Below are 22,256 nucleotides of genomic sequence, written 5' to 3'. Positions count from 1 at the left end.
CGTGAGGAGTGAGTGGGTCGGCGGGAGGCTGCCGTCCTGGGGGTCCAGCGAGCGGGGGAGCAGCGGGGTGATGTGTTCCTGGGCCGCGGCGGGCAGGCGCAGGGCTCGCCAGTCGCCCTCGCCGGCGGCCAGCGAGTAGGAGAACTCGTGAGTCCAGTGCTGGAGCTGGAAGCCCGAGCCGTCCGGCGTCGTGCGGCGGGGCGGGTCCAGCCAGATGCCCGAGGGCCAGCCCGTGCAGGACCGCATCAGCGACAGGTGCAGCGCCCCGGACGGGTCCACGGCGAAACCGGGCAGGCCGTAAGCCAGCAGCGCGACCGTACGCTCCTCCAGACGCTCGGCCCCCAGCGGGCACACGGCCTCGATCGTGGCGTCGGCCAGGTCGGTCACCAGGTCCGCGATCGGCCCGGCGACGATGAGGGCGGGCAGGGCGCGGAGGTCGCGCAGGTCGGCGCTCGGCTGCCAGACCTCCGGCAGCGGGTGCTCGGCGGGCACCCACACGCGGGGGGCGCCCGACTTCAGCGCGTCCAGATACGCCGGGTCGGCCTGGGCGAGCAGGTCGGCGGCCACGGGGTTGGTGTCGGGGCCGCCCACGATGATGCGTACGTCCGGCAGGTTAGAGTCGACGTCCAGCCAGCCGTACCTGCTGCCCGAGGCGGAGGACGTGGTGGCGGTCACGCCCGCGCGGGCCAGCGCCACCACCAGGTCCCTGGCCCCGGGCGCGTCGGCGAGCGTGGGCACCACGACCTCCGCCACGCCCAGCGCCCGCGCGCCCGCCTCGCCGAGATCGACCTTGGCGGTGGTGGACAGCCCGAACCACGTGTTGGCCGGGTTGTCGAGCGTCCATGGATGCTCGGCCGTGTCCACGTCGGGAAGCGCGAAACCGCGACCCACCACGGCGCCCGACACGTCCGACACCGGCAGCGCGCCTTCGACGCGGGCGGGGAAGCGGACGCGGAGCAGGCGGTCGGCGCCCGTGTGGTCCAGCACCCGGGTGGTGAAGTCGATGCGGTCCGAGCCGGACAGCAGGGTGACGGTCTGCTCGTAGGAGATCTCGCCCACCCGACCTGTCACGATGAGGCGCCGGCCGATCGGGCTCGTCTCCGCACGCGCGGTCAGCGCCCGGGTCTCCCCCGACCCGGTGGGGTGACCTGTGGGGATGAGGTGCCACGGGCCCTCACCCATGTCGGGGTGCTGCGGGTATTCGTCGTAGAGGCGTAGCTCGTTGCCGAGCCCGGAGAGGACCTCCTGGCCCGAGGCCAGGTCGAGGATCGAGGTCAGGCCGCCGCCTTGGGAGGGGTCCGCGGTGACGCGCCAGCGGTCGTTCTCGATGGTGACGGCGCCGGACGCCGGTGTGGGACGCCAGGCGGCGGGGGAGCCCGGAACCACCCGGTACGTACGCCAGCCCAGCGAGGGAACGTCGTGGGCCAGGAACGTGAGCGTGCCGTCCTCCAGCACGGCAGGCACGTCGGCCAACGTATGACCCGCAGGCAGGCGTACCCGCGCCAGGCCGTCGCGGGCGAAGGGCAGCGTGTTCGTGACCGCGATGCTCGGGGCGTCCACCGCGATCTGGCCGGCCAGGGCGTCCAGGGCGGTGTCCCTGGCGGCCGTGGCCAGGTCGTGGGCCTCTCGCCAGCCGGTCAGCAGGTCGATGTAGACCTGGTCGGACTCCGAGCCGGTGATGGCGTCGTGGTGCGCGCCGTACGCCAGCTGCCGCCACACCTTGTCGAGGGCCGTGTGCGGGTAGCGGCCCAGGCCGAGCGCCTGCGCGAACGCCGACAACCGCTCGGCGTCGAGCGCGGCCACCTCGGCGGCACGCTGGGCCTGCTTGGTGTCGATGTAGGAGACGTCCTTGCCGGTATAAATCGGGTTCATGTCGCGCGTTTGGGGGCTGAAGTGCGACATGTCGGCGCGGACGGCGTCCAGGAAGTCCCGCGGCGTGGCGCACACGAACCTCGGCCACACGTAGCGGGCCGCCCACGTGCGGTGGACGTCGGTGACCCACTTGTTGGGCGGTGTGTAGTCGGTGCCCACAGGGAGCAGGATGTGCTTGGTCGCGGCCGCGGGCTTGAGCGACCGGTAGAGGTCGTAGACCGCCTGGCACGCCTCCTCCAGCGTGGGCGTGGAGTCCATCCACCAGCCCGCCGAGTAGTGCGCCGGCATGTAGTGGGTGAGCACGCCCTGCCCGGACGGCGAGATCCACTCGAACTCGCTCGGGAACTGCATCATGGCCGCGTCGTTCTTGGCCTGCTTGAAGTTCTTGTGGATCGGCCCCCACTGGTGGAACGGCCCGCGCGCCCACGCGCTGCCGGTCAGCCCCGCCGCCGCCAGGTAGCCGGGGAACTGCGGGTCGTGCCCGAACACGTCCAGCTGCCACGCCGTACGCGGATCGCCGCCCAGGATGTCGCGTTGGTAGCCGATGCCGTAGACGAGGTTGCGGATCGTGGTCTCGGCGCCGGTCAGGTTGGTGTTGGGCTCGTTGTAGGTGCCACCGATCAGCTCGGCCCGGCCCTCGGCCATGAGGGCGCGCAGATCGGCCCGCCGCTCGGGATGGGTGTCGAAGAACGGCTTGAGGTAGTCGACCTCGGCCAGCACGAAACGGTAGTCGGGGTCGCGCAACGCCAGCTCGATGTGCGCCTCCACCAGCGCGAACGCGTTTCGCTCCCACAAGGGCCTCGTCGTGGCGTCGGCCGAGAGCAACTCCCAGGGGCTGGTGTAGGCCGCCTGAGTGTTCCACCACACGGGGTCGTAGTGAAAGTGGGACACCATGTGCATCGTCCAGCCCGGCTCCTCGGCCGTGACCGTGACCTCCAGGGACTCCTCACCCAGCGTCACCACGCACGGCACGGCGGTGCCCGGTGACGCCGTCACGGTCAGGGGGATCTCCAGGACGCCGGAGGCGGTGGCGGGCACGGTCACCGGCTCGGCCGGACGCACGCCCTCGCCACGCAGCTCCAGGAGCGTGTCGTGCGCTCCTGGGGCGACCGTGACGCGTAGCACCTGGTGCGGCTCGCCCTCGGAGCCTACGAACAGATCGGTCGACTCGGCGGACAACAGGCGGACAGGCAAGGGCGTACCTCCGTGAGGAGCAGAGCGAGGTGCCGGCGCCCGTAACACTAAGCCCTCCGAAGATCAATGACAACGATGTCAAAGATCGTCTGTGGATAACTTGAGTCGACTGCCTGGGTTCTGTGGATAACTCCCGAGTCCGGCTCGTGTACGCGCCCGGGGACGGTGGCTGCGAGAACAGAGAGCAGGCATGGAAGGATGTCCCGCATGAGCGCAGTGAAACTCGACGGCAAGGCGACCGCCGCCAAGATCAAGGCAGACCTCACGACCCGGGTGACCGCGCTCAAGGACCGCGGCATCACGCCCGGCCTGGGCACGGTGCTGGTGGGCGACGACCCGGGCAGCCAGATCTACGTGGCCGGCAAGCACCGTGACTGCGCCGAGGTGGGCATCGCCTCCATCCGCGTCGACCTGCCGGCCACCGCCACGCAGGCCGAGGTCGACGCCGCCGTCGACGGGCTCAACGCCTCCCCCGAGTGCACCGGCTACATCGTCCAGCTCCCCCTCCCCAAGCACCTCGACACGATGGCCCTGCTGGAGCGCATGGACCCGGCCAAGGACGCCGACGGCCTCCACCCGGTCAACCTCGGCCGCCTCGTCCACATGGTCGACGCGCCGCTCCCGTGCACCCCGCACGGCATCGTGCTGCTCCTGCAGGAATACGGCGTGCCGATCAAGGGCGCGGAGGTGGCCGTGGTCGGGCGCGGCATCACGGTGGGCCGCTCGCTCGGCCTCCTGCTGACCCGCCGCAGCGAGAACGCCACCGTGACCCTCTGCCACACCGGCACCCAGGACCTGGCCGGCCACGTCCGCCGGGCGGACATCGTGGTGGCGGCGGCAGGCGTACCCGGCCTGATCACCCGCGACATGGTCAAGCCGGGCGCGGCCGTCCTCGACGTGGGGGTCTCCCGGGTGGACGGGAAGATCGCCGGTGACGTGGCGCCGGACGTGGCGGAGGTCGCGGGGTTCCTCACGCCCAACCCGGGCGGCGTCGGCCCCATGACCCGCGCCCTGCTGCTCTCCAACGTCGTGGAGGCCGCGGAACGCCAAGCTCGGTGAAGGCGGCAAGGCGCCGGGATCCCCGGCGCCTTGCACGCACCACGCGAGCCCTGAGCGAGCCTCGTCGTTCACCGTCTGGCCGTTGATGTGCACGATCCCCGTCGGCACCAGGTCGACCGGCGACAGCCCCTTCATGACGTCGCGGGTCAGGACGCCTGGCGACAGGCCGTGGTCCGAGTCGGCGGCCGGCGCCGCCGTCAGCTCCGCCGAGGAGAACGTCATCACCGGCGCCACTGGCCCGAACGCCTCCTCCGCGTACGCCGGCACGCGGGCCGGCACCCCGGCCAGCACGGTGGCCTCCCGCCGGACGACCTGGACGCCTACCTGGAACGGGCCTCGCCGCGCCGGCTCACCTCCCGCACGATCGTGCTGCCCGCCGCCTTGCGGGCGGAGCTGGATCGGGTGCGGGGCCGGGGGCGGGCGAGCGGTCGCCCGCGCCTAGCCTGACGAGCACACACCCATGCCGCCGCCGGCGGCGCCCGCCCGGCCGGGTCACCGGCTGCGGTACCGGTCCGTGGCGTCCCGGGTCGCCCGGATGGCCGCGTCCGCCGTCTCGTACGTCCGCTGCGCCAACCCCACGAAGATGCAGTCCACGATCAGCAACTGACTGATCCGGCTGGCCAGCGCCCCGGGCCGGAACGCCGTCTCCCGCCCCGCCGACACCAGCGTGTGATCCGCCAGCTCAGCCAGAGCCGACCGCGGATTGTTGGTGATCCCCACGATCAACGCCCCGGCCTCGGCGGCGGTCCGGGCGGGGACGAGCACGTCGGGAGTCTCCCCGCTGCAGCTGATCGCCACCGCCACATCCCCTTCCCGCAGTAAAGCCGCACTGGTCAAGGCCAGATGGGCATCGCTGAACGGATGGCTCGACAGCCCGATCCGCAGCAACTTCTGCGACATGTCGGCCGCGACCAGCCCCGACGCCGCCACCCCGTACACGTCCACCCGCCGCGCCACCGAGATCGCCGACACCACCTCGCCCAGCTGGTCGGGATCGAGCTGGGCGGCGGTGTCGGCCAGGGCCTCCGACTCGGCCCGCGCCACTTTGGCGATCACGTCCGTCAGCGGGTCGTCCGGCGCCAGGTCCCCGGGCACCAGCCGCTCGGGCTCCTTGGCCACGGCCGCCGCCAGCGCGAAGCGCATCTGCGAGTACCCGGAGAACCCGAGCGCCCGCGCCGTCCGCACGATCGTGGCCTCGCTGGTTCCTGACACCCCGCTGAACTCGGTGATCGTGCTGCGGACCACCAGCCCCGGGTCGTCCAGGATGATGCGCGCGATGGACTGGGCCGCCGGCGTGAGCGACGGCAGCACGGCACGTACGGTGGCGACGGGGTTGGCCGGCTCGGCGGCGCTCACCAGGTCAGCCATTCCGCCGCCGCCTGGGCGGACACCCGCGAGATCCCGTGGGTGGCGACGTGGGCCGCGCCGACCGGCGGGCCGGGGATGCCGGTGTCCACCACGATCACGTCGGGTCGCGCCGCCACGGCCTTGGCCACGACGTCGCGTACCCAGGGGTGCCGGGCGGCGTCGTGCACGACCAGCACGACCGGCCGTTCGTCGAAGGGCGGCAGCTCGCCGTCGGGTTCCATCCGCAACATGGCCGTGTCGGGCAGCCGCCTGGTGAGCGCCGCCGTGACGCCGGTCGGCGTCGCAGGGTCGACGGCCTGGCTGTGGCGGGTGTTGATCTCGATGACCAGCGGCCCCCGGTCGAGTTCGGCGCTGCCGGTCGTGGTCAGCGCGGCCCTGGCCGCCTCCAGGCCGACGCCGGGATCGACGTCGGCGCGGGCCTGGTCGCGCAGCGCGGTCTGGCCGGCGTACCAGCCGGAGAGGGCCAGCACCCGCGCGGCCGCCTCGGCCAGCCGCTCCTCGGGCAGGGTCCCGTCGCGCACGGCCGCCACGATCGTGTCGCGCATCTCGCGCAGGCTGTCCTCGGTGCACAGCCCCACACAGACGGCGTCGGCGCCGGCGGCCAGCGCCCGCACCGCGATCTCGCCGGGGGAGAACATCGCGGCCACCGCCCGCATCTCGATCGCGTCGGTGACGACCATCCCGTCGAAGCCGAGCTCGTCCCTGAGAAGCCCGGTCAGCACGGCACGGCTCAGCGTCGCCGGCGACGACGGATCGAGCGCGGGCACGAGCAGGTGGCCGGTCATGATGCTGCGTACCCCGGCGCCGATCGCGGCCTGGAACGGCGGCAGGTCGCGTTCGGCGAGCACCTCCCGCGAGGCGTGCACGGTGGGCAGCGCCAGGTGCGAGTCGGTGACGGTGTCGCCGTGGCCGGGGAAGTGCTTGGCGCAGGTGGCCACGCCCGCCCCCTGCACGCCGTTGACGTACGCGACCGTGTGGCGGGCGACGAGGCCGGGATCCGGCCCGAACGAGCGCACGCCGATCACGGGGTTGGCCGGGTTCGCGTTCACGTCGGCCGAGGGCGCGTAGTTCAGCGTGAGGTCGAGCTCGGCCAGCATCCTGCCGATCTGGCGGCCCACCCGCTCGGTAAGATCCACATTGTCGGCCACACCCAGCGCCCTGTTGCCGGGGAAGGAGCTGCCGGACAGGACTTCAAGCCGGGTGACCGTGCCGCCTTCCTCGTCGATGGCGACGACGGCGGCCGGATTCTCGGCCCGCAGCTGCCGCACGAGCTGCGCGTTGACGGCGTTGCGGGCGAACAGGACGGCCCCGCCGAGACCGTCGCCCAGCGCGCGGCGCAGCCAGTCGGGGGCGGAGGTCCCCTCGAACCCCGGATGCAGCACCGTCAGCGCCAGTCTGTACAGGTCACGGCTCATCGGCATTTTCCTTCACGATTATTGATCTGAAGGTAATTTTCTGTCATCGTCGCCCTCGACACAACCACCTCCCCCCGAGAGGCCATCCCCTATGCCGAGCAGAAGGACTCTCTTAAAGGGTCTCGCCCTCGCCGCCGCCGCTTCCGCCGTCCCGCTGCCTGCCTTCGCGCAGGCCGCCGTCGACAACACTGTGCCGCCGCTGCGCCAGATGCGCGGCATGTGGATCGCCTCCGTCGTCAACATCAACTGGCCGTCGAAGCCGGGGCTGACCGCCGACGAGCAGAAGGCCGAGTACCTCGCCTGGCTCGACGTGGCCGTGCAGCGCAAGCTCAACTCGGTGTTCGTGCAGATCAGGCCGACGGCGGACGCGTTCTGGCCGTCGCCGTACGAGCCGTGGTCCCAATACCTCACCGGCACGCAGGGCCAGGACCCCGGTTACGACCCGCTCGGGTTCGCCGTCGAGGAGACGCACAAGCGTGGCCTGGCCTTCCACGCCTGGTTCAACCCGTACCGCGTGTCGATGCAGGCCGACCCGGCCAAGCTGCACCCCGATCACCCCGGGCGCAAGCACCCCGACTGGATCCTGCCGTTCGGCGGCAAGCTCTACTACAACCCCGGCATGCCGGAAGTGCGGAAGTTCTGCCAGGACGCGATGATGGACGCGGTCACCCGCTACGACATCGACGGCCTGCACTTCGACGACTACTTCTACCCGGTCAACACCACGGCCTTCGACGACAGCGCCGCCTTCGCCAAGTACGGCGCCGGCTTCCCCGACCTGGCCGCCTGGCGGCGCAACAACGTGGACCTCATGGTGCAGGAGATGCAGCAGCGGGTCCTGGCGAGCAAGCCGGACATCGCCTGGGGCATCAGCCCGTCGGGCATCTGGCGCAACAAGGCGAGCGACCCGCTCGGCTCCGACACCAACGGCGGGCAGTCGTACGACAACCTGCACGCCGACACCCGCGGCTGGGTGAAGAAGGGCTGGCTGGATTACATCGCGCCGCAGCTCTACTGGTACATCGGGCAGCCGCCGGCCGACTACTCCAAGCTCGTGCCGTGGTGGTCCGACGTGGCGAAGGGCACGAACACGCTGCTGTGGATCGGGCAGCCCGCGTACAAGGCGGGCGACCCCGCCCAGCCCGCGCCGGAGTGGAAGAACCCCGCCGAGTTGTCCAACCACCTGACGCTCAACAGGAACCACCCCGAGATCAGCGGCGACATCTGGTACAACGCCAACGACGTCAAGGTCGACAGGATCGGCTCCATCACGACGGCCGTCGACGAGCACTACCAGCGGCCCGCGCTCGCGCCGGTGCTGCCCAGGCTCTCGAGCGGGGAGCCGCCGCGGCGGCCGGTGGTGGCGTACGCGCTGCGCCGCCAGGACGGCGTCGAGGTGCGGGCGGTGGCCACAGGCAGGGAGGAGCCGTTCCTGTTCGCGATCTTCCGCTTCGACGGGCACGCGTCCACCGGCGCCTTCGCCGACGCCCGTAACCTGGTCGCGGTCGTGCCGGGGGACCGGCAGATCCGGTGGACCGACCCGGACGGCAAGCGCGGCGACCACTACTACGCGGTGGCGGTGGACCGCGCCAACAGGACCAGCAAGCCCAGCAACGGATTCCGGGTCCTCTGAAATGCGCCGGCGACGCGGTTGCGAGCGTGCTTCGCCCACACGTGTCGCCGGCCATTGCCCTGACCTGCCTCGAGCCCGGCAAGTCGCCGCGTGCCGAAAGGCGTGCGGCGACCCACCGGGCTCACGAGCCCGTTCTCATGAGCATGGTGTTGTCCAGGTTCCGACGCTGCCGGAACCCCTCGCCGAAGCCCCGGTCGCGATCCAGTCCCTATGAAGCCCTGCGCCCAGCCGCCGAAGCCTGCTCGGCCGTGGCTGCGGCTCCCGATGACCTCTGCGGCGGCACCACAGGGGTCGGGCGCACCAGACCGAGCGCGACGACCTCGTTGGCCAGCCGCGTGCGCCGGTTGGTGCCCTCGGGAATCCTGAACTTCTGGTAGAGCCGCAGCAGATGTTGCTTGACCGCGGCCTCGGTCACGACCAGGTCGTCGGCGATCTCACGTGCGGTCGCCGGCGCGACGAACGCCTCGTCCGACAGCGCCGGCCGGCAGAGCGAGGTCAGCACGTCGACCTCACGCCTGGTCAGCTCGGGCGCCGCAGCCCTGCGCAGCTCCACCTCGGGGGTGAAGTCCTCACGGGGGACTCCGCCGATGCGGCCCCGCGCCGCACCGAACGAGACGACGTCGCCGTCGTCAAGGACCCTCCGGGCGATCGGCCTGCCGTTCACCCGCGTGCCGTTCCTGGACAGTCCCAGGTCGACGACGTACAGGTAGGGTCCTCGTCTGACGAATTCGGCATGGAGTCGCGAGACGCTGGGATCGGTGAGCCGGATGTCGACACCCCGGCCCCTTCCGACCGTCGTGATCTCGGGGCGCAACGGGATCACCTCGCCGGTGTCCTCGATGCGTATGAACGGCCCCTCCACTGGCGGTTCCTCCCCTTGTGAGGCAGCGTATGAACGGCACGCCTCCTCCTGGGCACGGCAGTTCCTCCCCAGGTAGCCCGCCGTAACTATTACTACAGCTCCGGCTTACCCAAACGAGGGGATGCGGAATCTCCTTTGCCGAAAGGAGAATCCGACGTGAAATTGGTCTGGACCTTTGCGGACGGTTTTGCCTGCTCACGGGTAGACTTCGGTCGAAGATAAGCGGAGGAAACACTCATGGCGGACAAGCCCACGAAAGGCCTGGCCGATGTCGTAGCCGCGTCCACAGCGCTGAGCGACATTGACGGTAAGGCCGGTCGGCTCTTCTACCGTGGATACGACATCCACGACCTGGCCGGCCGCGCGACGTTCGAAGAGACCTCACACCTGCTGCAACGTGGCAAGCTGCCCACCCGCTCGGAGCTGGACGCCTACGGCGAGGAGCTGGCGCGAGGCAGGGAGCTCGGTGCCCTGGTGTCCGCGAACATCGCCGAGATCGCCGAGAAGCAGAAACCCATGGAGGCGCTGCGCTCGCTGGTCTCGCTTTCGGGCGCGGACGATCCGGACAAAGACTCCATCGCCCCCGACGCCAACCTGCGCAAGGCCGCCCGCCTGGTCGCGCAGCAGCCGCTCCTCGTCGCCCGCTATCACGCCGCCCGCACCGGCGGCAGCATCCCCGAACCCGACCCGTCGCTGAGCATCGCGGCCAACTTCCTGCTCCAGGTCACCGGACGCACCCCCGAGCCACGCGAAGTCGAGATCTTCGACGAGTGCCTCGTGCTGCACGCCGACCACACCATGAACGCCTCCACGTTCGCCGCCCGTGTCTGCGCCGCCACACTGTCGGACATGCACTCCGCCATCGTCGCCGCCATCGGCACTCTGAAGGGCCCCCTGCACGGCGGCGCGAACGAGCAGGTCATGAAGACGCTGGAGTCGATCCCCGAGGACGGGGTGGCCCAGGCCGTACGCGACAAGCTGGCCGCGCACGAGAAGATCATGGGCTTCGGGCACCGCGTCTACAAGACCGAGGATCCGCGCGCCACCCACCTGCGCAGGATGTCGGCGGAGCTGGCCGAGGCCAAGGGCGACGACCGCTATTACCGGATGTCCAAGGAGATGGAGGAGGTCGTCTTCGAGGAGAAGGGCCTCTACCCGAACGTCGACTTCTACGCTGCTTCTGTGTATCACTATCTCGGCGTCCCGACGGACCTGTTCACGCCGGTCTTCTCGATCAGCCGCATGTCCGGCTGGACGGCTCATGTCATCGAGCAGCACGCCGACAACCGTTTGATCCGCCCCGACAGCGAATACATCGGTGAGACGGACCAGAAGTGGAAGCCGCTAGAAGAGCGTTGAGCGACTGTTGAGCGATCAAGGGACCGAACGTGAGAGCTGGGGACCGTACCCGCTGATTCTTGCGGGTGCGGTCGTCGGCGTGCTCGTGATCTTCTTCGTGGACCCGCGCTGGGGCGGGTTCGCGCTGGGCGCCGCCGTCATGGTCGGCGCCGCGCTGCGGTTCGCCGGGTACGGCGGCCAGTTGTCCGTCCGCAGCAAGCGCATCGACGTCACCACGCTGGCCGTGTTCGGCTTCGTGATGGTGCTGACCTCGCTGCTGCTGGACAGCAACGAGCTCAAGGCGTTCATCCTGTCCCTTTTCGCCCGTTGACCAGACGGTCCGATAGCCTCAACGCATCCATTCATTGAAGGGGAACCATTCGCATGCCCAAGATCAAGGTGGAGGGGCCGGTCGTCGAGCTTGACGGCGACGAGATGACCCGGATCATCTGGCAGTTCATCAAGGACCAGCTGATCCTTCCGTACCTCGACGTCGATTTGAAGTACTACGACCTCGGCATCGAGCACCGGGACGCCACGGACGACCAGGTCACCATCGACGCCGCCAACGCCATCAAGAAGTACGGCGTCGGTGTGAAATGCGCCACCATCACCCCGGACGAGGCGCGGGTGGAGGAGTTCGGCCTCAAGAAGATGTGGAAGTCCCCCAACGGGACCATCCGCAACATCCTCGGTGGTGTCATCTTCCGCGAGCCGATCATCATGGAGAACGTGCCGCGGCTCGTTCCCGGCTGGACCAAGCCGATCGTCGTCGGCCGTCACGCCTTCGGCGACCAGTACCGCGCCACCGACCTGAAGGTCCCCGGCGAGGGCACGCTGACCCTGACGTTCACCCCCAAGGACGGCTCCGAGCCGATCGAGCTGGACGTCTACGACTTCCCCGGCGGCGGCGTCGCGATGGCGATGTACAACCTGGACGAGTCGATCCGCGACTTCGCCCGCGCGTCGATGCGCTACGGCCTGGCCCGCAACTACCCGGTCTACCTCTCCACGAAGAACACGATCCTCAAGGCGTACGACGGCCGCTTCAAGGACCTGTTCGCCGAGGTCTTCGAGACCGAGTTCAAGGACGAGTTCGACAAGGCCGGCCTGACCTACGAGCACCGCCTCATCGACGACATGGTCGCCGCGGCGCTCAAGTGGGAGGGCGGCTACGTCTGGGCGTGCAAGAACTACGACGGTGACGTGCAGTCCGACACGGTCGCGCAGGGCTTCGGCTCGCTCGGCCTGATGACCTCGGTGCTGATGACCCCCGACGGCAGGACCGTCGAGGCCGAGGCCGCGCACGGCACGGTCACCCGCCACTACCGCCAGCACCAGCAGGGCAAGCCCACCTCCACCAACCCGATCGCCTCGATCTTCGCGTGGACCCGTGGCCTGGCCCACCGGGGCAAGCTCGACAACACCCCCGCCGTGACGGAGTTCGCCAACGCGCTGGAGCAGGTCTGCATCGAGACCGTCGAGGGCGGTCAGATGACCAAGGACCTCGCGCTCCTGATCGGCGGCGACGCCAAGTGGCTGACCACCCAGGACTTCCTGGCCGCGCTGGACGAGAACCTCAAGAAGAAGATGTCCGCCTAGTCGAATACGGCCTCTACCTGCGGTTTCGCCGCGAGGTGGGGGCCGTTTCGCATGCCTGGGCCGTCACGGCTTCGGATCGGGCGCGAAGACGGCCGAAAGGACCGGCCAGTCCCCCCGACCATCCCGCAACCGAGCGATCTTCCCCTTCATCTCCTGGACTTCCTCGATATCGACCCGCGAGACCTCCGCTGAAGATCACTCACGTGCGGAAAACGGGGCTGGCGGGCTCAACAAATCCTCAACACAAGCTCAACGCAGGAGTTCCTATCGTCCATGGCATCGATCGGTGCTAGGTGAAGGGGGAACGGCATGAGCCACATGGTCAAGACATTCGGGGCGCTGGCGATCGCAGGCGCCATGGGGGCGGCCCTGCTAAGTGGATCGGCCGCGGCGTCGGCCGCCACGCTGCCCGGGTGCGGCGGACCGAGTCCAGTCAACGTCGACGACGGCTGGGGCGTCATGCGAGGGTCGTTCAACCTCAAGACCGCTCCGTACGCCGCGTGCGGGAACGTCACCAAGCTCCACGCGGGCCAGGTCCTGTACTTCCACTGCTGGACGCGGAACAAGTACGGCAAGTACTGGGTGTACGTCCGTGTCAAGGGCACCGGGACGCACGGCTGGATGAGCAAGGACAACCTGCGCAGCATCAGGAACACCCAGAGGCAGGACTGCAGCGTCGAGGAGCACCGCGACTTCATCTGACGGTTCGGTCCTGGACGCCGGGGCACGCGGTCCACACCGGGACGCCGATGAGCTGCACTGCGAGAACCTCCGCCGGCGGTTCAGGCGAGTGCCAGGAGGGCGCGGGCGTTCGCGCTGCCCTGGCGGTCGCCGGTCTGCTCGAAGACCTCCAGTGCCGCGCTGGCCAACTCGCGCGTGCGCTCGGCCGCGCCCTCCGCCCGGTTGACCTTGGCCAGCGCCAGCAGGGCGTGCGCGTCGAGCAGCCGGTCGCCGAGGCGGACGGCGATGCCCCTGGCCTGCTCGGCGGCGGCCCTGGCGGCCGCCTTGGCGCCCTGCGCCTGGTGCACCGCGGACAGCTCCAGCAGCGTGTCGGCCTGCCGGTGCCGGTCGCCCAGCTCGGCCAGGTGCCCGACGGCGGCCCGCAGCCGCGCGGCGGCCTCGTCGAGCCGGCCCGCGCGGCGCAGCACGACGCCGAGCACCTGCTCGGCGTCGGCGGCGTCGCGCTCGTTCTCCGCGCCCTCCAGGCACGTGAGCAGGGCCCGCTCCGCCTCCTCCAGCCGGCCCAGCTCCAGGTGCACGCGGCCGAGCCGGCGCCTGGTGTGGTTGACGTCGCGGCTCCTGCCTGATTGCCCGGCCTGGCGCAGGAACATGGCCAGCGCCACCCGCAGCTTCGCGTGCGCGCGGTCCCACTCCCGCTCGGCCAGGTGCAGGTCGCCCTGGTCCAGCAGGGCGAGCGCCTCGCCCCGGTCGTCTCCCGCCCGGCGCGCCGACTCCAGCGCCGGCCCCGCCACGGCCTGCCAGTCGTCGAGGAACCGATGCCGCTCCAGGAACGGCACCAGCAGGTGCGCCAGCCGCCAGCACCCATCGTCCAGCCCCGCCGCGTGCAGGTCGGCGACGAGGCTCACGAGGAACGCCCGCTCGGCCGCCAGCCACTCCACCGACTCCCTGATGTCCCTGGTCGCCACGGCCGTGGCCGGATCGCCCGACACCAGCGAGAACCGCGACGCCCGCACCCTGGCCTGCACCACCTCCGACAGGGTCGCCAGCACGCCGGGCACCGGCTGCTCGCGGGCGAACAGCCGGGTCAGGCCGTGCAGCCGGTAACGCACCTGGCCCGCCACGTCCACCCCGTGCGTCTCCAGCAGGCCGGCGTCCACCAGCGCCTCCGCCTGCCCGCCCAGCTGCTCGGTCACCCAGTCCGCGAAGTCGGGCGCGGACAGCGCGCCGAGCCCGCGCAGCGTCAGCTTGGCCGCCTCGGGCAACCCGTCGAACCCGATCGCGAACACGCTCCGCACCGTCAGATCGCCCGCGTGCAGCCGGTCCAGCCGCTCGTGCTCGTCCTCCAGCAGCCCCACCAGGTAGTCGACGGTCCACCCAGGCCGGGCCGCCAGCCGGGAGCCCGCGATGCGCAACGCGATCGGCAGGCCGCCGCAGAAGCGCGCCAGCCTGCGCAGAGCGTCGTCCGCGGCCCGTCCCGAGCTCCTGACCAGCAGCTCCAACGCCTCGGCGTCGTCGAGCACGCCTACCGAGAGCCGCAGCGCGCCGGTCAGGCCGCCGAGCGGGGAACGGCTGGTCACGACCGTCGGGCACGCGCTCAGCAGCGGCCGCACCTGCGCCTCGTTGACGGCGTTGTCCAGCACCACCAGCAGCCGGCGGTTGGCGGTGTAGGTGCGGAACAGCCGTTCGCGCTGCTCCGGCGACGCCGGTATCGCCTGCGCCGGACAGCCCAGCCAGCGCAGGAAGTCCTCCAGCACCGCCGCCGGGGTCGTGGTCTCGCGCAGGTCGGCGTACAGGATGCCGTCGGGGAAGCGCTCACGTCGCAGCCACGCCGCGTGCGCCGCCAGCGCCGACTTGCCCGCCCCCGCCTGGCCGTGCAGCACGACCAGGCCGCCTATCACCCGCTCCAGCAGGTCCGCGCGGCCGGTGAAGTCGGTCATGTCGGGCGGCAGCAGCACCGGCGGCCCGGCCGAGACGTGCAGCGACACGTCGTCGTACAGCATGCGGTGGTAGAGCAGCTGGAGCTCCGGGTCGGGCTCGATCGCGTGGCCGCCGTCGAGCTGGTCGCGCAGCACCGCGTACGCCGCCAGCGCGTCCACCCGGCGGCCGCTGCGGTAGAGCGCCAGCATGTACTGGCCGCGGAAGCGCTGCCACATCGGGTGCTGCTTGGTCAGCTGCCTCAGCTCGGCCAGCAGCTCACGGTGCCGGCCCGCGTCCAGGTCCGCCTGCACCCTGCGCTCCAGGGCGAGCAGCCGCAGCTCCTCCAGCTCCTCGCGCAGCAGCCGGGTCTCCACCCAGCGCTCGCCCTCGGGGTCCACGTCCTCCAGGACCTCGCCCCGCCACAGAGCCAGCGCGTCCTCGTACGCCCCCCGGTCCACGAGCAGCCGGAACCGGTCCACGTCCAGGAGGCCGTCGCCGAGGTTGAGCACGTACGAGCCGGACACGGTCGTGATCACGTCTGGGCCGATCAGCCGGCGCAACTGGCCCACATAGCCGCGGATCAGGGAGTCGGACCGGTCGCCGCCCTCGCGCGGCCACAGCAGCCGGCGCAGCCGCTCGGCCGTCAGCGGGCGACCGGCGTTCAACAGGAACATCGCCAGCAGGTCACGGTGCTTCGGCACGGTCGGCGTGCGGTCCCGCCCGTCGCCGTCGCGCACCTCGAGCGGCCCCATGATGCGAAATTCCATGCGATCTTCCTTCTCGGGGAGATGTCGATCAGAATGGCACACTTGATGGCTCCTCTCACTCGCGCCGATCCGCACCGGCTCGTCGACTCCTGGCTCGCCGGGCGGCTGGCCCAGACGGCCAGGGCGTCGTCTACGAGGCGTACGGCGAGCCGGGCGAGCGGGTCGCGATCAAGGTGCCCAGGTCCGAGGGCGCGGAGGCGCGGGCCAGGCTGGCCAAGGAGGCGGCGGCGGCCCAGCGGGTCGCCTCGTTCTGTACGGCCAAGGTGATCGAGGCGCAGGTCGAGGCGGCCAGCTCGACGGCCCCTTCGCCTTCAGCCCGGACGGCCGTCAGGTGGCCTTCGCCGGCCCGGACCGGCTCACCTTGTGGGACGGCGACATCAGGACCCGGATCGCCCAGTTCTCCGCGGTGCCGGTCAGCGAGGCCGCCGTGCTCGCCTGGTCATCTGACGGGCGCACGATCGCCTCGTACGAGAAGGGCATGCGCGTGCAGGTGTGGGACGTGCCGAGCCGGCAACCGCTGGGAATCGTCTTCGACGGTAAGCAGAGCCTGGATGAGGTCGGCGACGGGTGGATGGCGTTCTCGGCGGACGGCACGAAACTGCACACCGCCACCGTCGATGGCACCGTGCGCGTGCATGACGTGAACGAGCGGCACGTGGCCGCGACGGTGTGCGCACGCGCGGGCCGTACACTCACCGCCGCTGAATGGTCCCGCCACCTGCCCGGCATCGAGCCTTTCACGTTGTGCCGATCCGCGGGACCGGCAGCCCGCGGGTCCACATCCGGAAGCGAACGCCGTAGTGGGCGCTGACCGAGAGCCACCAGCCGCGCAAGCGATGTCGAACACGTTCGGAGGGAACTTGCCCCTGCTTCTGCTGCGCTCACGCTGGCCGGCCCACCCCCCATGAATCCAGCCTGGGTCGACTCGTTCACCAGGATTTGGGCCGTCTGTGAGCTGTCCGAGGTAGGCCGACGATGACAGAGGTTGATCGGTGGTGACGGCTGCGACGCACGCCAGCGCGATTCTCGACACCTGCCGTGCATGTCGGCGGAACGGCCTGACAGTCCCTCAACAAGAAGCTGGCCTGACCGTCCACCGCAGCGTTCTCGCTAAAAGGGCCGCCGACGTGCGGCCCTTTCCCATGTCTTGACAGTGCGGCGGCGTGGCGTAGTTGATCACCTGGGTAAGAGCCCCCTCGTAACAGTCGTACGCGTCTCGGGGGGTTCGAATGCGACTGCGTATTTCCAGTGGGCTGGGGGTGCTCGCCGCCGCGGTGCTCCTGGCCGGGTGCGACTCGCAGCCCGACACCGCCAAGATGGCGGACACCAAGGCGAACACCGCCGGCAAGGTCAAGGTGGACAAGGCCGCCAAGGCCAAGGCCGCCGCCAAGGTGAAGGCGAACGAACTGGGGCAGATCCCGGTGTTGATGTTCCACCGGATCGTGGAGAAGCCGGCCACCACCGACGACCGCTCGCCGCAGCAGTTCCGCGCGGACCTGGAGCGGCTGGTCAAGGAGGACTACGTGCCGATCACGGCCGCCGAGATGGTGGCCGGCAAGATCGACATCCCGGCCGGCAAGCATCCCGTGGTCCTCACCTTCGACGATTCCTCGCCCTCGCAGCTCACGCTGAACGAGATGGGCACTCCGCAGAAGGACACGGCCGTCGCGATCATGCAGGACGTGGCCGCCAAGCACCCGGGCTTCCGACCGGTCGCCACCTTCTACGTCACGCGCGACATGTTCGGCAAGACCGGCCGCGAGGAGCAGGCCCAGATGCTGATGTGGCTGAAGGACAACGGGTTCGAGATCGGCAACCACACCCGCGATCACTTCGACCTGCGTACACGCTCGCACAAGGAGGTCGAGGAGCAGATCGGCACGATCGGCCAGCAGATCACCTCGCTGTCCTACGTCAAGCCCACCACGATCGCCCTTCCGTACGGCAACCAGCCGCGTAAGAAGGACTGGGCCATGCGCGGCAAGCACTACAACCACCAGGGCGCGTTCCTGGCGGGCTACACGCCGGCTCCGGCGCCGTTCAGCAAGGCGTTCGACGCGGCCGGCATCCCGCGCATCAAGGCCATGGAGAAGAAGGGCGACTGCTCCCAGTTCTGCTCGCACGCCTGGCTGGACTGGCTGAAGAACAACCCGGACATGCGTTACACCTCCGACGGGGACGTCAGCACGGTGGCGTACCCGAAGTTCAAGGCGCCGTACCTGCGTAAGACGTTCGCCAAGTGGAGCCTGCCGTACTAGCCGGCTTTCGTGGTGAACGTGATGCCCGCGCGTCGCAGCCGGTCGATGAGCGCATGCCCCATGGCCGAGGCCGTCGTCAGCTGTCCCGCGCGGTCGGGCACCTCGTCGAAGGCCAGGCACAGGGCCGACTCGCCGAGCATCTTGGCGGTCTCGCCGTACCCGGGATCGCCGCCGGCCACCTCGGTGATCACGCGCTCGCCCCCACCCTCGCCCAGGAACGTGACCTTGAACCAGCTCTTCGCGCGCCGCTCGGGCGACGGGCCCTCGCCCGGTCGCAGCCGGCTCTGGATCAGCCGGCGGGCCGGCGGGATGATCGCGAGCGCCGCGAACGCGCCCGCGCCCGCCGCCGTCGCCACCGCCTGCGGGAACGTCCTGACGGCGTAGTGCTGGCGGTAGGAGAAGTCAGGGCCGTAGCGGTCGAGCAGGCGGGCCGAGTAGCCGACGATGGACGGATCGACGGTGGGCATCGGCAGCGCCCATCCCCCCACGTACCGCAGGCCGCCGGGTGACGAGCTCACCTTGCGTTCCTTCAGCCTCGGCTCGGCGGACCGGCGCTGGGCGGCGGCCTCGGCCATCTGACGGGCGCGGCCGAACATGGTCATGGCGGTGGCCAGCGTGCCGCCGGACGGGCGCATGCTCGCCCGCAGGAAGCCGCTGACGGAGAGCGGGACGCCCTCGGGGAGCAGGCTGACGGTGTAGAGCACGCCGAGGTCCCACGGGACGGAGTCGAAGCCGCAGGCGTGCACGATCTTGGCCCCGCTCCTGGCGGCCTGGTCGTGGTGGCGTAGGTAGGTCCGGTCCACGAACTCGGGCTCGCCCGTCAGATCCAGGTAGTGGGTGCCCGCTTCGGCGCAGGCGGCGACCAGGGGCTCGCCGTACGTGACGTACGGGCCGACCGTGGTGACCAGGACGCGTGTCTGGCGGGCGAGCTCGGCCAGCGCGGCCGGGTCGGCTGCGTCGGCGATCATGATCGGCACATCGAGCCCGAGCGCCTCCAGCTTGGCGCGGTCGCGTCCGGCCAGCGCCCACCGGGTGCCGGGGGCGGCGGCACCGGCGAGGTAGGCGGCAGTGAGCGCGCCGGTGAACCCGCTCGCGCCGAAGAGCACAATGTCGTAGGGACGATCCATGATCTCGAGCCTTCCCGCGATCGGCCGCGCGCGCAAGGCGCTACTTGACTTCCGGCTCTGACAGGTGAGGCAATTCGTGACCTCACGAACGGTTAACGAAACCCTGAGAGGTTGCTGAGCGTCGTAAAGTTTGCGTCGTTGGGGTTGGTGAAAACGTGGGGAATGACGAATGCCGCAGATCTCGCCGCTGATGGCCGGCGATCCCACCCACCTGGGGTCATTCCGGCTGTCCGGACGGATCGGGGAAGGCGGTCAGGGCATCGTCTACCTCGGCGTCAACGAGGAGGGCGAGCGCGCGGCCATCAAGTTGCTGCACGTGAAGTTCTCCGGTGACACGATCGCGAGGTCGCGTTTCGCCAGGGAGTTGAAGGCGGCGCAGCGGGTGGCGTCGTTCTGCACGGCCAGGGTGATCGAGGCCGATCTCGACGGCGACACGCCGTACATCGCGAGTGAATACATCGACGGCCGGTCGCTCAGGGAGATCGTCGAGACCGACGGCCCGATCAGCGGCACGGCGCTCGACCGGCTCGCGATCGGTGCCGCCACCGCGCTCACCGCCATCCACCACGCGCAGATCGTGCACAGGGACTTCAAGCCCGACAACGTGCTGATCGCCGCCGACGGGCCGCGTGTGGTGGACTTCGGCATCGCCCGGATCATCGACTCCACAGGGACGATCACCAGCCGGGCCATCGGCACGCCCGCCTACATGGCGCCCGAGCAGATCGCCGGGGATGACATCGGGCCGTACACCGACGTGTTCTCCTGGGGCGCGACCATCGCGTTCGCGGCGACCGGGCAGGCCGCGTTCGAGGGCAAGTCCATCGCCACCGTGCTCAACCGGATTCTCAACCACGAGGTCGACGTCGGCATGCTGCCGGAGCCGCTGCGCGGCGTGGTGCGCTCCGCGCTGGCCAAGACGGCCGCCGAGCGGCCCTCGGCCGACCAGATCCTGCTGCGGCTGCTCGGGCAGTCGACCGGGGTGGGGGCGTCCACGGCCGTGCTCACCCGGGGCGTGCAGGTGGCCAGCGACGACACCACGCCGTTCAGGAGGGTGTCGGCCGGATCGATCACCGACAAGGGCTCCGCTTCGCTGGTGCCCGCCCACTCCGGCCCCTCAGCTCAGGAGGAAACGCCCGCCACGGGTCAAGGCGCCGTGACGGTGATGCCCGGCGGGTCAGGAGGCATGACCCCGCCGCCGGACGCAGGCCGGGAGCCGTACCCGATGACCGCGCCGTCAGGGCCGGTGCGGCGCCGCGCCAAACTGTGGATCGCGTTCGGCACGGCGCTCGCCCTGGTCGCCGCCGCGGCGGCGGCGCTGGCGCTGAACGGCTGGCCGCCGCTCGCGTTCCAGGAGGAGCGCGAGCCGAGCCCGGAGCCCACGAAGTCGTTCGCCTCGGTGGCGGACAAGGTCGCGCAGACCAAGGAGATCGTGATCGGCGTGAAGGGCGACCTGCCCGGCGTCGGGCTGCAGAACGGCGAGGACTTCCAGGGCTTCGAGATCGAGATCGCCCGGCGTGTCGCCGAAGGGCTGGGCGCCGAGCGCACGCGGTTCGTCAGGGTCAGCCGGGACGACCGGCCGATGGGGCTGGCCGAGGGCAGGGTGGACCTCGTCGTCGCGACCTTCGCGATCGACGAGGGCCCGACCCAGTTCGCGGGCCCCTACTACCTGGCGCACCGCGACGTCCTCGTCAGGGCGGGCAGCGGCATCGACTCGATCGAGGACCTCAAGGGCAAGAGGGTCTGCGCCCCCAACAGCCCGTCCGTCGGCGAGGTGCAGGACCGGGTGAAGGTCAAGCCCGTGCCGGCCGGCAACATGGCCCTCTGCATGGACAAGCTCAGGAACGACGAGGTGGACGCGATCCCCGGTGAGGACCTCATCCTGGCCGGCTTCGCCAACCGCGAGAACCTCCGCTACAAGGTCCTCGGCGCCAAGCTGAGCAACGAGCGCTACGCCGTCGGCATCAGGAACGGCGACGCGAAGACCTGCAAGGCCGTGAACGGCATCATCGCCGACCTCTACCGCACCGGCGCGCTCAAGCAGCTCATGTCCAAGTATTTCGGCAAGGTTGAGTTCAAGCCGGAGCTGGAGCAGCCCGCGATGGAAACCTGCGGATGACGAGGGGGTAACATCCCCAACGTCAACAATCCTGCTGCGAGTTAGGGGAAGGCTATGGCGTCGTCAGCCACTGCGCCCGTCAAGGTGACCGTCACCGGAGCCGCCGGCCAGATCGGCTACGCACTGCTGTTCCGCATCGCGTCGGGGCAGCTGCTCGGCGCCGACGTGCCGGTCAAGCTCAGCCTGCTGGAGATCACGCCGGCCCTGAAGGCGGCCGAGGGCACCGCGATGGAGCTGGACGACTGCGCGTTCCCGCTGCTGTCCGGCATCGAGATCACCGATGACCCCAATGTCGCCTTCAACGGCGCGAACGTCGGGCTGCTCGTCGGCGCCATGCCGCGCAAGGCCGGCATGGAGCGCGGCGACCTGCTCGGCGCCAACGGCGGCATCTTCGGCCCGCAGGGCAAGGCGATCAACGACCACGCCGCCGACGACATCAGGGTCCTGGTCGTGGGCAACCCGGCCAACACCAACGCGCTCATCGCCCAGCAGCACGCGCCCGACGTGCCGGCCGACCGCTTCACCGCGATGACGCGGCTCGACCACAACCGCGCGCTGTCGCAGCTCGCCGCCAAGCTCCAGGTCCCGGTCACCGAGATCAAGAAGATGACGATCTGGGGCAACCACTCCGCCACGCAATACCCCGACCTGTTCCACGCCGAGGTCGGCGGCAAGGTCGCGGCCGAGCAGGTCGACTCGGAGTGGCTGAAGGAGACGTTCATCCCGACGGTGGCCAAGCGCGGCGCCGCCATCATCGAGGCCCGCGGCGCCTCCTCGGCCGCCTCGGCCGCCAACGCCGCGATCGACCACGTCTACGACTGGGTCAACGGCACCGACTGGACCTCGGCCGCTGTCGCCTCCGACGGCTCGTACGGCGTCCCCGAGGGCCTCATCTCGTCGTTCCCCGTCCGCGCGGCGAACGGCAGGTTCGAGATCATCCAGGGCCTCGAGATCGACGCCTTCTCCCGCGAGCGGATCGATGCCAGCGTCCGCGAGCTGGAGGAGGAGCGCACCGCGGTGAAGGAGCTCGGCCTCATCTGATGT

Annotated in this window: 17 protein-coding genes and 1 pseudogene; 10 read left to right on the top strand and 8 right to left on the bottom strand. The window is 70.3% G+C overall.

The features are described 5' to 3' along the window. Window positions 1–3,066: glycoside hydrolase family 38 N-terminal domain-containing protein (locus ETD86_RS19420; RefSeq protein WP_138667569.1), on the bottom strand; the 3,066-nt coding region annotated here is incomplete at its 3' end. Between the two features lie 207 nt (window positions 3,067–3,273). On the opposite strand from ETD86_RS19420, the gene ETD86_RS19415 reads away from it, so the two are divergent. Next, on the top strand, window positions 3,274–4,125 hold the full coding sequence (locus ETD86_RS19415; protein ID WP_138667568.1) for a bifunctional methylenetetrahydrofolate dehydrogenase/methenyltetrahydrofolate cyclohydrolase: 852 nt from the start codon (window positions 3,274–3,276) through the stop codon (window positions 4,123–4,125). Window positions 4,126–4,245: 120 nt separating this feature from the next. Here the strand turns inward: ETD86_RS19415 and ETD86_RS60115 are convergent. The 3 genes and pseudogenes from ETD86_RS60115 to ETD86_RS19400 form a co-directional block, all read right to left on the bottom strand. Then, a pseudogene (locus tag ETD86_RS60115) lies at window positions 4,246–4,392 on the bottom strand (aldehyde dehydrogenase family protein); the annotation flags it as partial. Between the two features lie 225 nt (window positions 4,393–4,617). After that, window positions 4,618–5,493, bottom strand: a complete 876-nt coding sequence (locus ETD86_RS19405; protein ID WP_170223160.1) for a MurR/RpiR family transcriptional regulator — start codon at window positions 5,491–5,493, stop codon at window positions 4,618–4,620. Then, entirely contained in the window at window positions 5,478–6,908 is a 1,431-nt protein-coding gene (locus tag ETD86_RS19400; protein WP_138667567.1) for a glycoside hydrolase family 3 protein, read from the bottom strand. Before ETD86_RS19400 ends, ETD86_RS19405 begins: the two co-directional genes overlap by 16 nt. A gap of 91 nt (window positions 6,909–6,999) precedes the next feature. On the opposite strand from ETD86_RS19400, the gene ETD86_RS19395 reads away from it, so the two are divergent. Continuing rightward, window positions 7,000–8,541, top strand: a complete 1,542-nt coding sequence (locus ETD86_RS19395; protein WP_138667566.1) for a glycoside hydrolase family 10-like protein — start codon at window positions 7,000–7,002, stop codon at window positions 8,539–8,541. Between the two features lie 208 nt (window positions 8,542–8,749). Here ETD86_RS19395 and ETD86_RS19390 read toward each other — a convergent pair whose 3' ends face one another. Next, on the bottom strand, window positions 8,750–9,403 hold the full coding sequence (locus ETD86_RS19390) for an FHA domain-containing protein (RefSeq protein ID WP_138667565.1): 654 nt from the start codon (window positions 9,401–9,403) through the stop codon (window positions 8,750–8,752). Between the two features lie 237 nt (window positions 9,404–9,640). Here ETD86_RS19390 and ETD86_RS19385 point away from each other — a divergent pair, with 237 nt between their 5' ends. From ETD86_RS19385 to ETD86_RS19370, 4 genes are all read left to right on the top strand, one after another. Continuing rightward, window positions 9,641–10,762 carry a citrate/2-methylcitrate synthase gene (locus ETD86_RS19385; RefSeq protein ID WP_138667564.1) on the top strand — a complete coding sequence of 374 codons (1,122 nt, stop codon included), beginning with the start codon at window positions 9,641–9,643 and terminating at the stop codon, window positions 10,760–10,762. 7 nt (window positions 10,763–10,769) lie between these two features. Continuing rightward, window positions 10,770–11,072 carry a DUF3017 domain-containing protein gene (locus tag ETD86_RS19380; protein WP_170223159.1) on the top strand — a complete coding sequence of 101 codons (303 nt, stop codon included), beginning with the start codon at window positions 10,770–10,772 and terminating at the stop codon, window positions 11,070–11,072. A 53-nt stretch (window positions 11,073–11,125) separates the two neighbouring features. Next, on the top strand, window positions 11,126–12,343 hold the full coding sequence (locus ETD86_RS19375; protein WP_138667562.1) for an NADP-dependent isocitrate dehydrogenase: 1,218 nt from the start codon (window positions 11,126–11,128) through the stop codon (window positions 12,341–12,343). 309 nt (window positions 12,344–12,652) lie between these two features. Then, the gene (locus ETD86_RS19370; RefSeq protein WP_138667561.1) at window positions 12,653–13,045 is read left to right on the top strand and encodes a hypothetical protein; all 393 of its coding nucleotides are present in this window, start codon (window positions 12,653–12,655) and stop codon (window positions 13,043–13,045) included. A gap of 80 nt (window positions 13,046–13,125) precedes the next feature. Here ETD86_RS19370 and ETD86_RS19365 read toward each other — a convergent pair whose 3' ends face one another. Together ETD86_RS19365 and ETD86_RS59160 are read right to left on the bottom strand one after the other, a co-directional pair. Further along, entirely contained in the window at window positions 13,126–15,708 is a 2,583-nt protein-coding gene (locus tag ETD86_RS19365; RefSeq protein ID WP_138667560.1) for an AfsR/SARP family transcriptional regulator, read from the bottom strand. A 130-nt stretch (window positions 15,709–15,838) separates the two neighbouring features. Next, window positions 15,839–15,970 carry a hypothetical protein gene (locus ETD86_RS59160; RefSeq protein WP_281286933.1) on the bottom strand — a complete coding sequence of 44 codons (132 nt, stop codon included), beginning with the start codon at window positions 15,968–15,970 and terminating at the stop codon, window positions 15,839–15,841. Between the two features lie 69 nt (window positions 15,971–16,039). On the opposite strand from ETD86_RS59160, the gene ETD86_RS19360 reads away from it, so the two are divergent. Beyond that, entirely contained in the window at window positions 16,040–16,519 is a 480-nt protein-coding gene (locus tag ETD86_RS19360) for a WD40 repeat domain-containing protein (RefSeq protein ID WP_170223158.1), read from the top strand. 418 nt (window positions 16,520–16,937) lie between these two features. Then, window positions 16,938–17,966 carry a polysaccharide deacetylase family protein gene (locus ETD86_RS19355; protein WP_246148006.1) on the top strand — a complete coding sequence of 343 codons (1,029 nt, stop codon included), beginning with the start codon at window positions 16,938–16,940 and terminating at the stop codon, window positions 17,964–17,966. On the opposite strand, the gene ETD86_RS19350 is transcribed toward ETD86_RS19355, so the two are convergent. Continuing rightward, window positions 17,963–19,093, bottom strand: coding sequence for a saccharopine dehydrogenase family protein (locus tag ETD86_RS19350; RefSeq protein WP_138667558.1), 1,131 nt, complete (start codon window positions 19,091–19,093; stop codon window positions 17,963–17,965). The genes ETD86_RS19355 and ETD86_RS19350 overlap by 4 nt on opposite strands. A 169-nt stretch (window positions 19,094–19,262) precedes the next feature. On the opposite strand from ETD86_RS19350, the gene ETD86_RS19345 reads away from it, so the two are divergent. Beyond that, window positions 19,263–21,212 (top strand): serine/threonine-protein kinase, encoded by a 1,950-nt coding sequence (locus tag ETD86_RS19345; protein ID WP_138667557.1) that lies wholly within the window; start codon window positions 19,263–19,265, stop codon window positions 21,210–21,212. Window positions 21,213–21,266: 54 nt separating this feature from the next. Beyond that, a complete protein-coding gene (locus ETD86_RS19340; protein WP_138667556.1) occupies window positions 21,267–22,253 on the top strand; it encodes a malate dehydrogenase in 987 nt (328 codons plus the stop codon). Window positions 22,254–22,256 lie beyond the last annotated feature (3 nt).

It is taken from the genome of Nonomuraea turkmeniaca (assembly GCF_005889735.1).
Lineage (GTDB): Bacteria > Actinomycetota > Actinomycetes > Streptosporangiales > Streptosporangiaceae > Nonomuraea > Nonomuraea turkmeniaca.
Note: the sequence above shows the minus strand (reverse complement) of the source record. Positions and strands in the feature narration are given on the sequence as shown.

What these genes read in the sequence shown, in the direction of transcription:
- ETD86_RS19415 (WP_138667568.1), top strand. Translation starts at nt 3,274, where the DNA reads ATGAGCGCAGTGAAACTCGACGGCAAGGCGACCGCCGCCAAGATCAAG.
- ETD86_RS19405 (WP_170223160.1), bottom strand. Translation starts at nt 5,493, where the DNA reads ATGGCTGACCTGGTGAGCGCCGCCGAGCCGGCCAACCCCGTCGCCACC.
- ETD86_RS19400 (WP_138667567.1), bottom strand. Translation starts at nt 6,908, where the DNA reads ATGAGCCGTGACCTGTACAGACTGGCGCTGACGGTGCTGCATCCGGGG.
- ETD86_RS19395 (WP_138667566.1), top strand. Translation starts at nt 7,000, where the DNA reads ATGCCGAGCAGAAGGACTCTCTTAAAGGGTCTCGCCCTCGCCGCCGCC.
- ETD86_RS19385 (WP_138667564.1), top strand. Translation starts at nt 9,641, where the DNA reads ATGGCGGACAAGCCCACGAAAGGCCTGGCCGATGTCGTAGCCGCGTCC.
- ETD86_RS19375 (WP_138667562.1), top strand. Translation starts at nt 11,126, where the DNA reads ATGCCCAAGATCAAGGTGGAGGGGCCGGTCGTCGAGCTTGACGGCGAC.
- ETD86_RS19370 (WP_138667561.1), top strand. Translation starts at nt 12,653, where the DNA reads ATGAGCCACATGGTCAAGACATTCGGGGCGCTGGCGATCGCAGGCGCC.
- ETD86_RS19365 (WP_138667560.1), bottom strand. Translation starts at nt 15,708, where the DNA reads ATGGAATTTCGCATCATGGGGCCGCTCGAGGTGCGCGACGGCGACGGG.
- ETD86_RS19355 (WP_246148006.1), top strand. Translation starts at nt 16,938, where the DNA reads ATGCGACTGCGTATTTCCAGTGGGCTGGGGGTGCTCGCCGCCGCGGTG.
- ETD86_RS19350 (WP_138667558.1), bottom strand. Translation starts at nt 19,093, where the DNA reads ATGGATCGTCCCTACGACATTGTGCTCTTCGGCGCGAGCGGGTTCACC.
- ETD86_RS19345 (WP_138667557.1), top strand. Translation starts at nt 19,263, where the DNA reads ATGCCGCAGATCTCGCCGCTGATGGCCGGCGATCCCACCCACCTGGGG.
- ETD86_RS19340 (WP_138667556.1), top strand. Translation starts at nt 21,267, where the DNA reads ATGGCGTCGTCAGCCACTGCGCCCGTCAAGGTGACCGTCACCGGAGCC.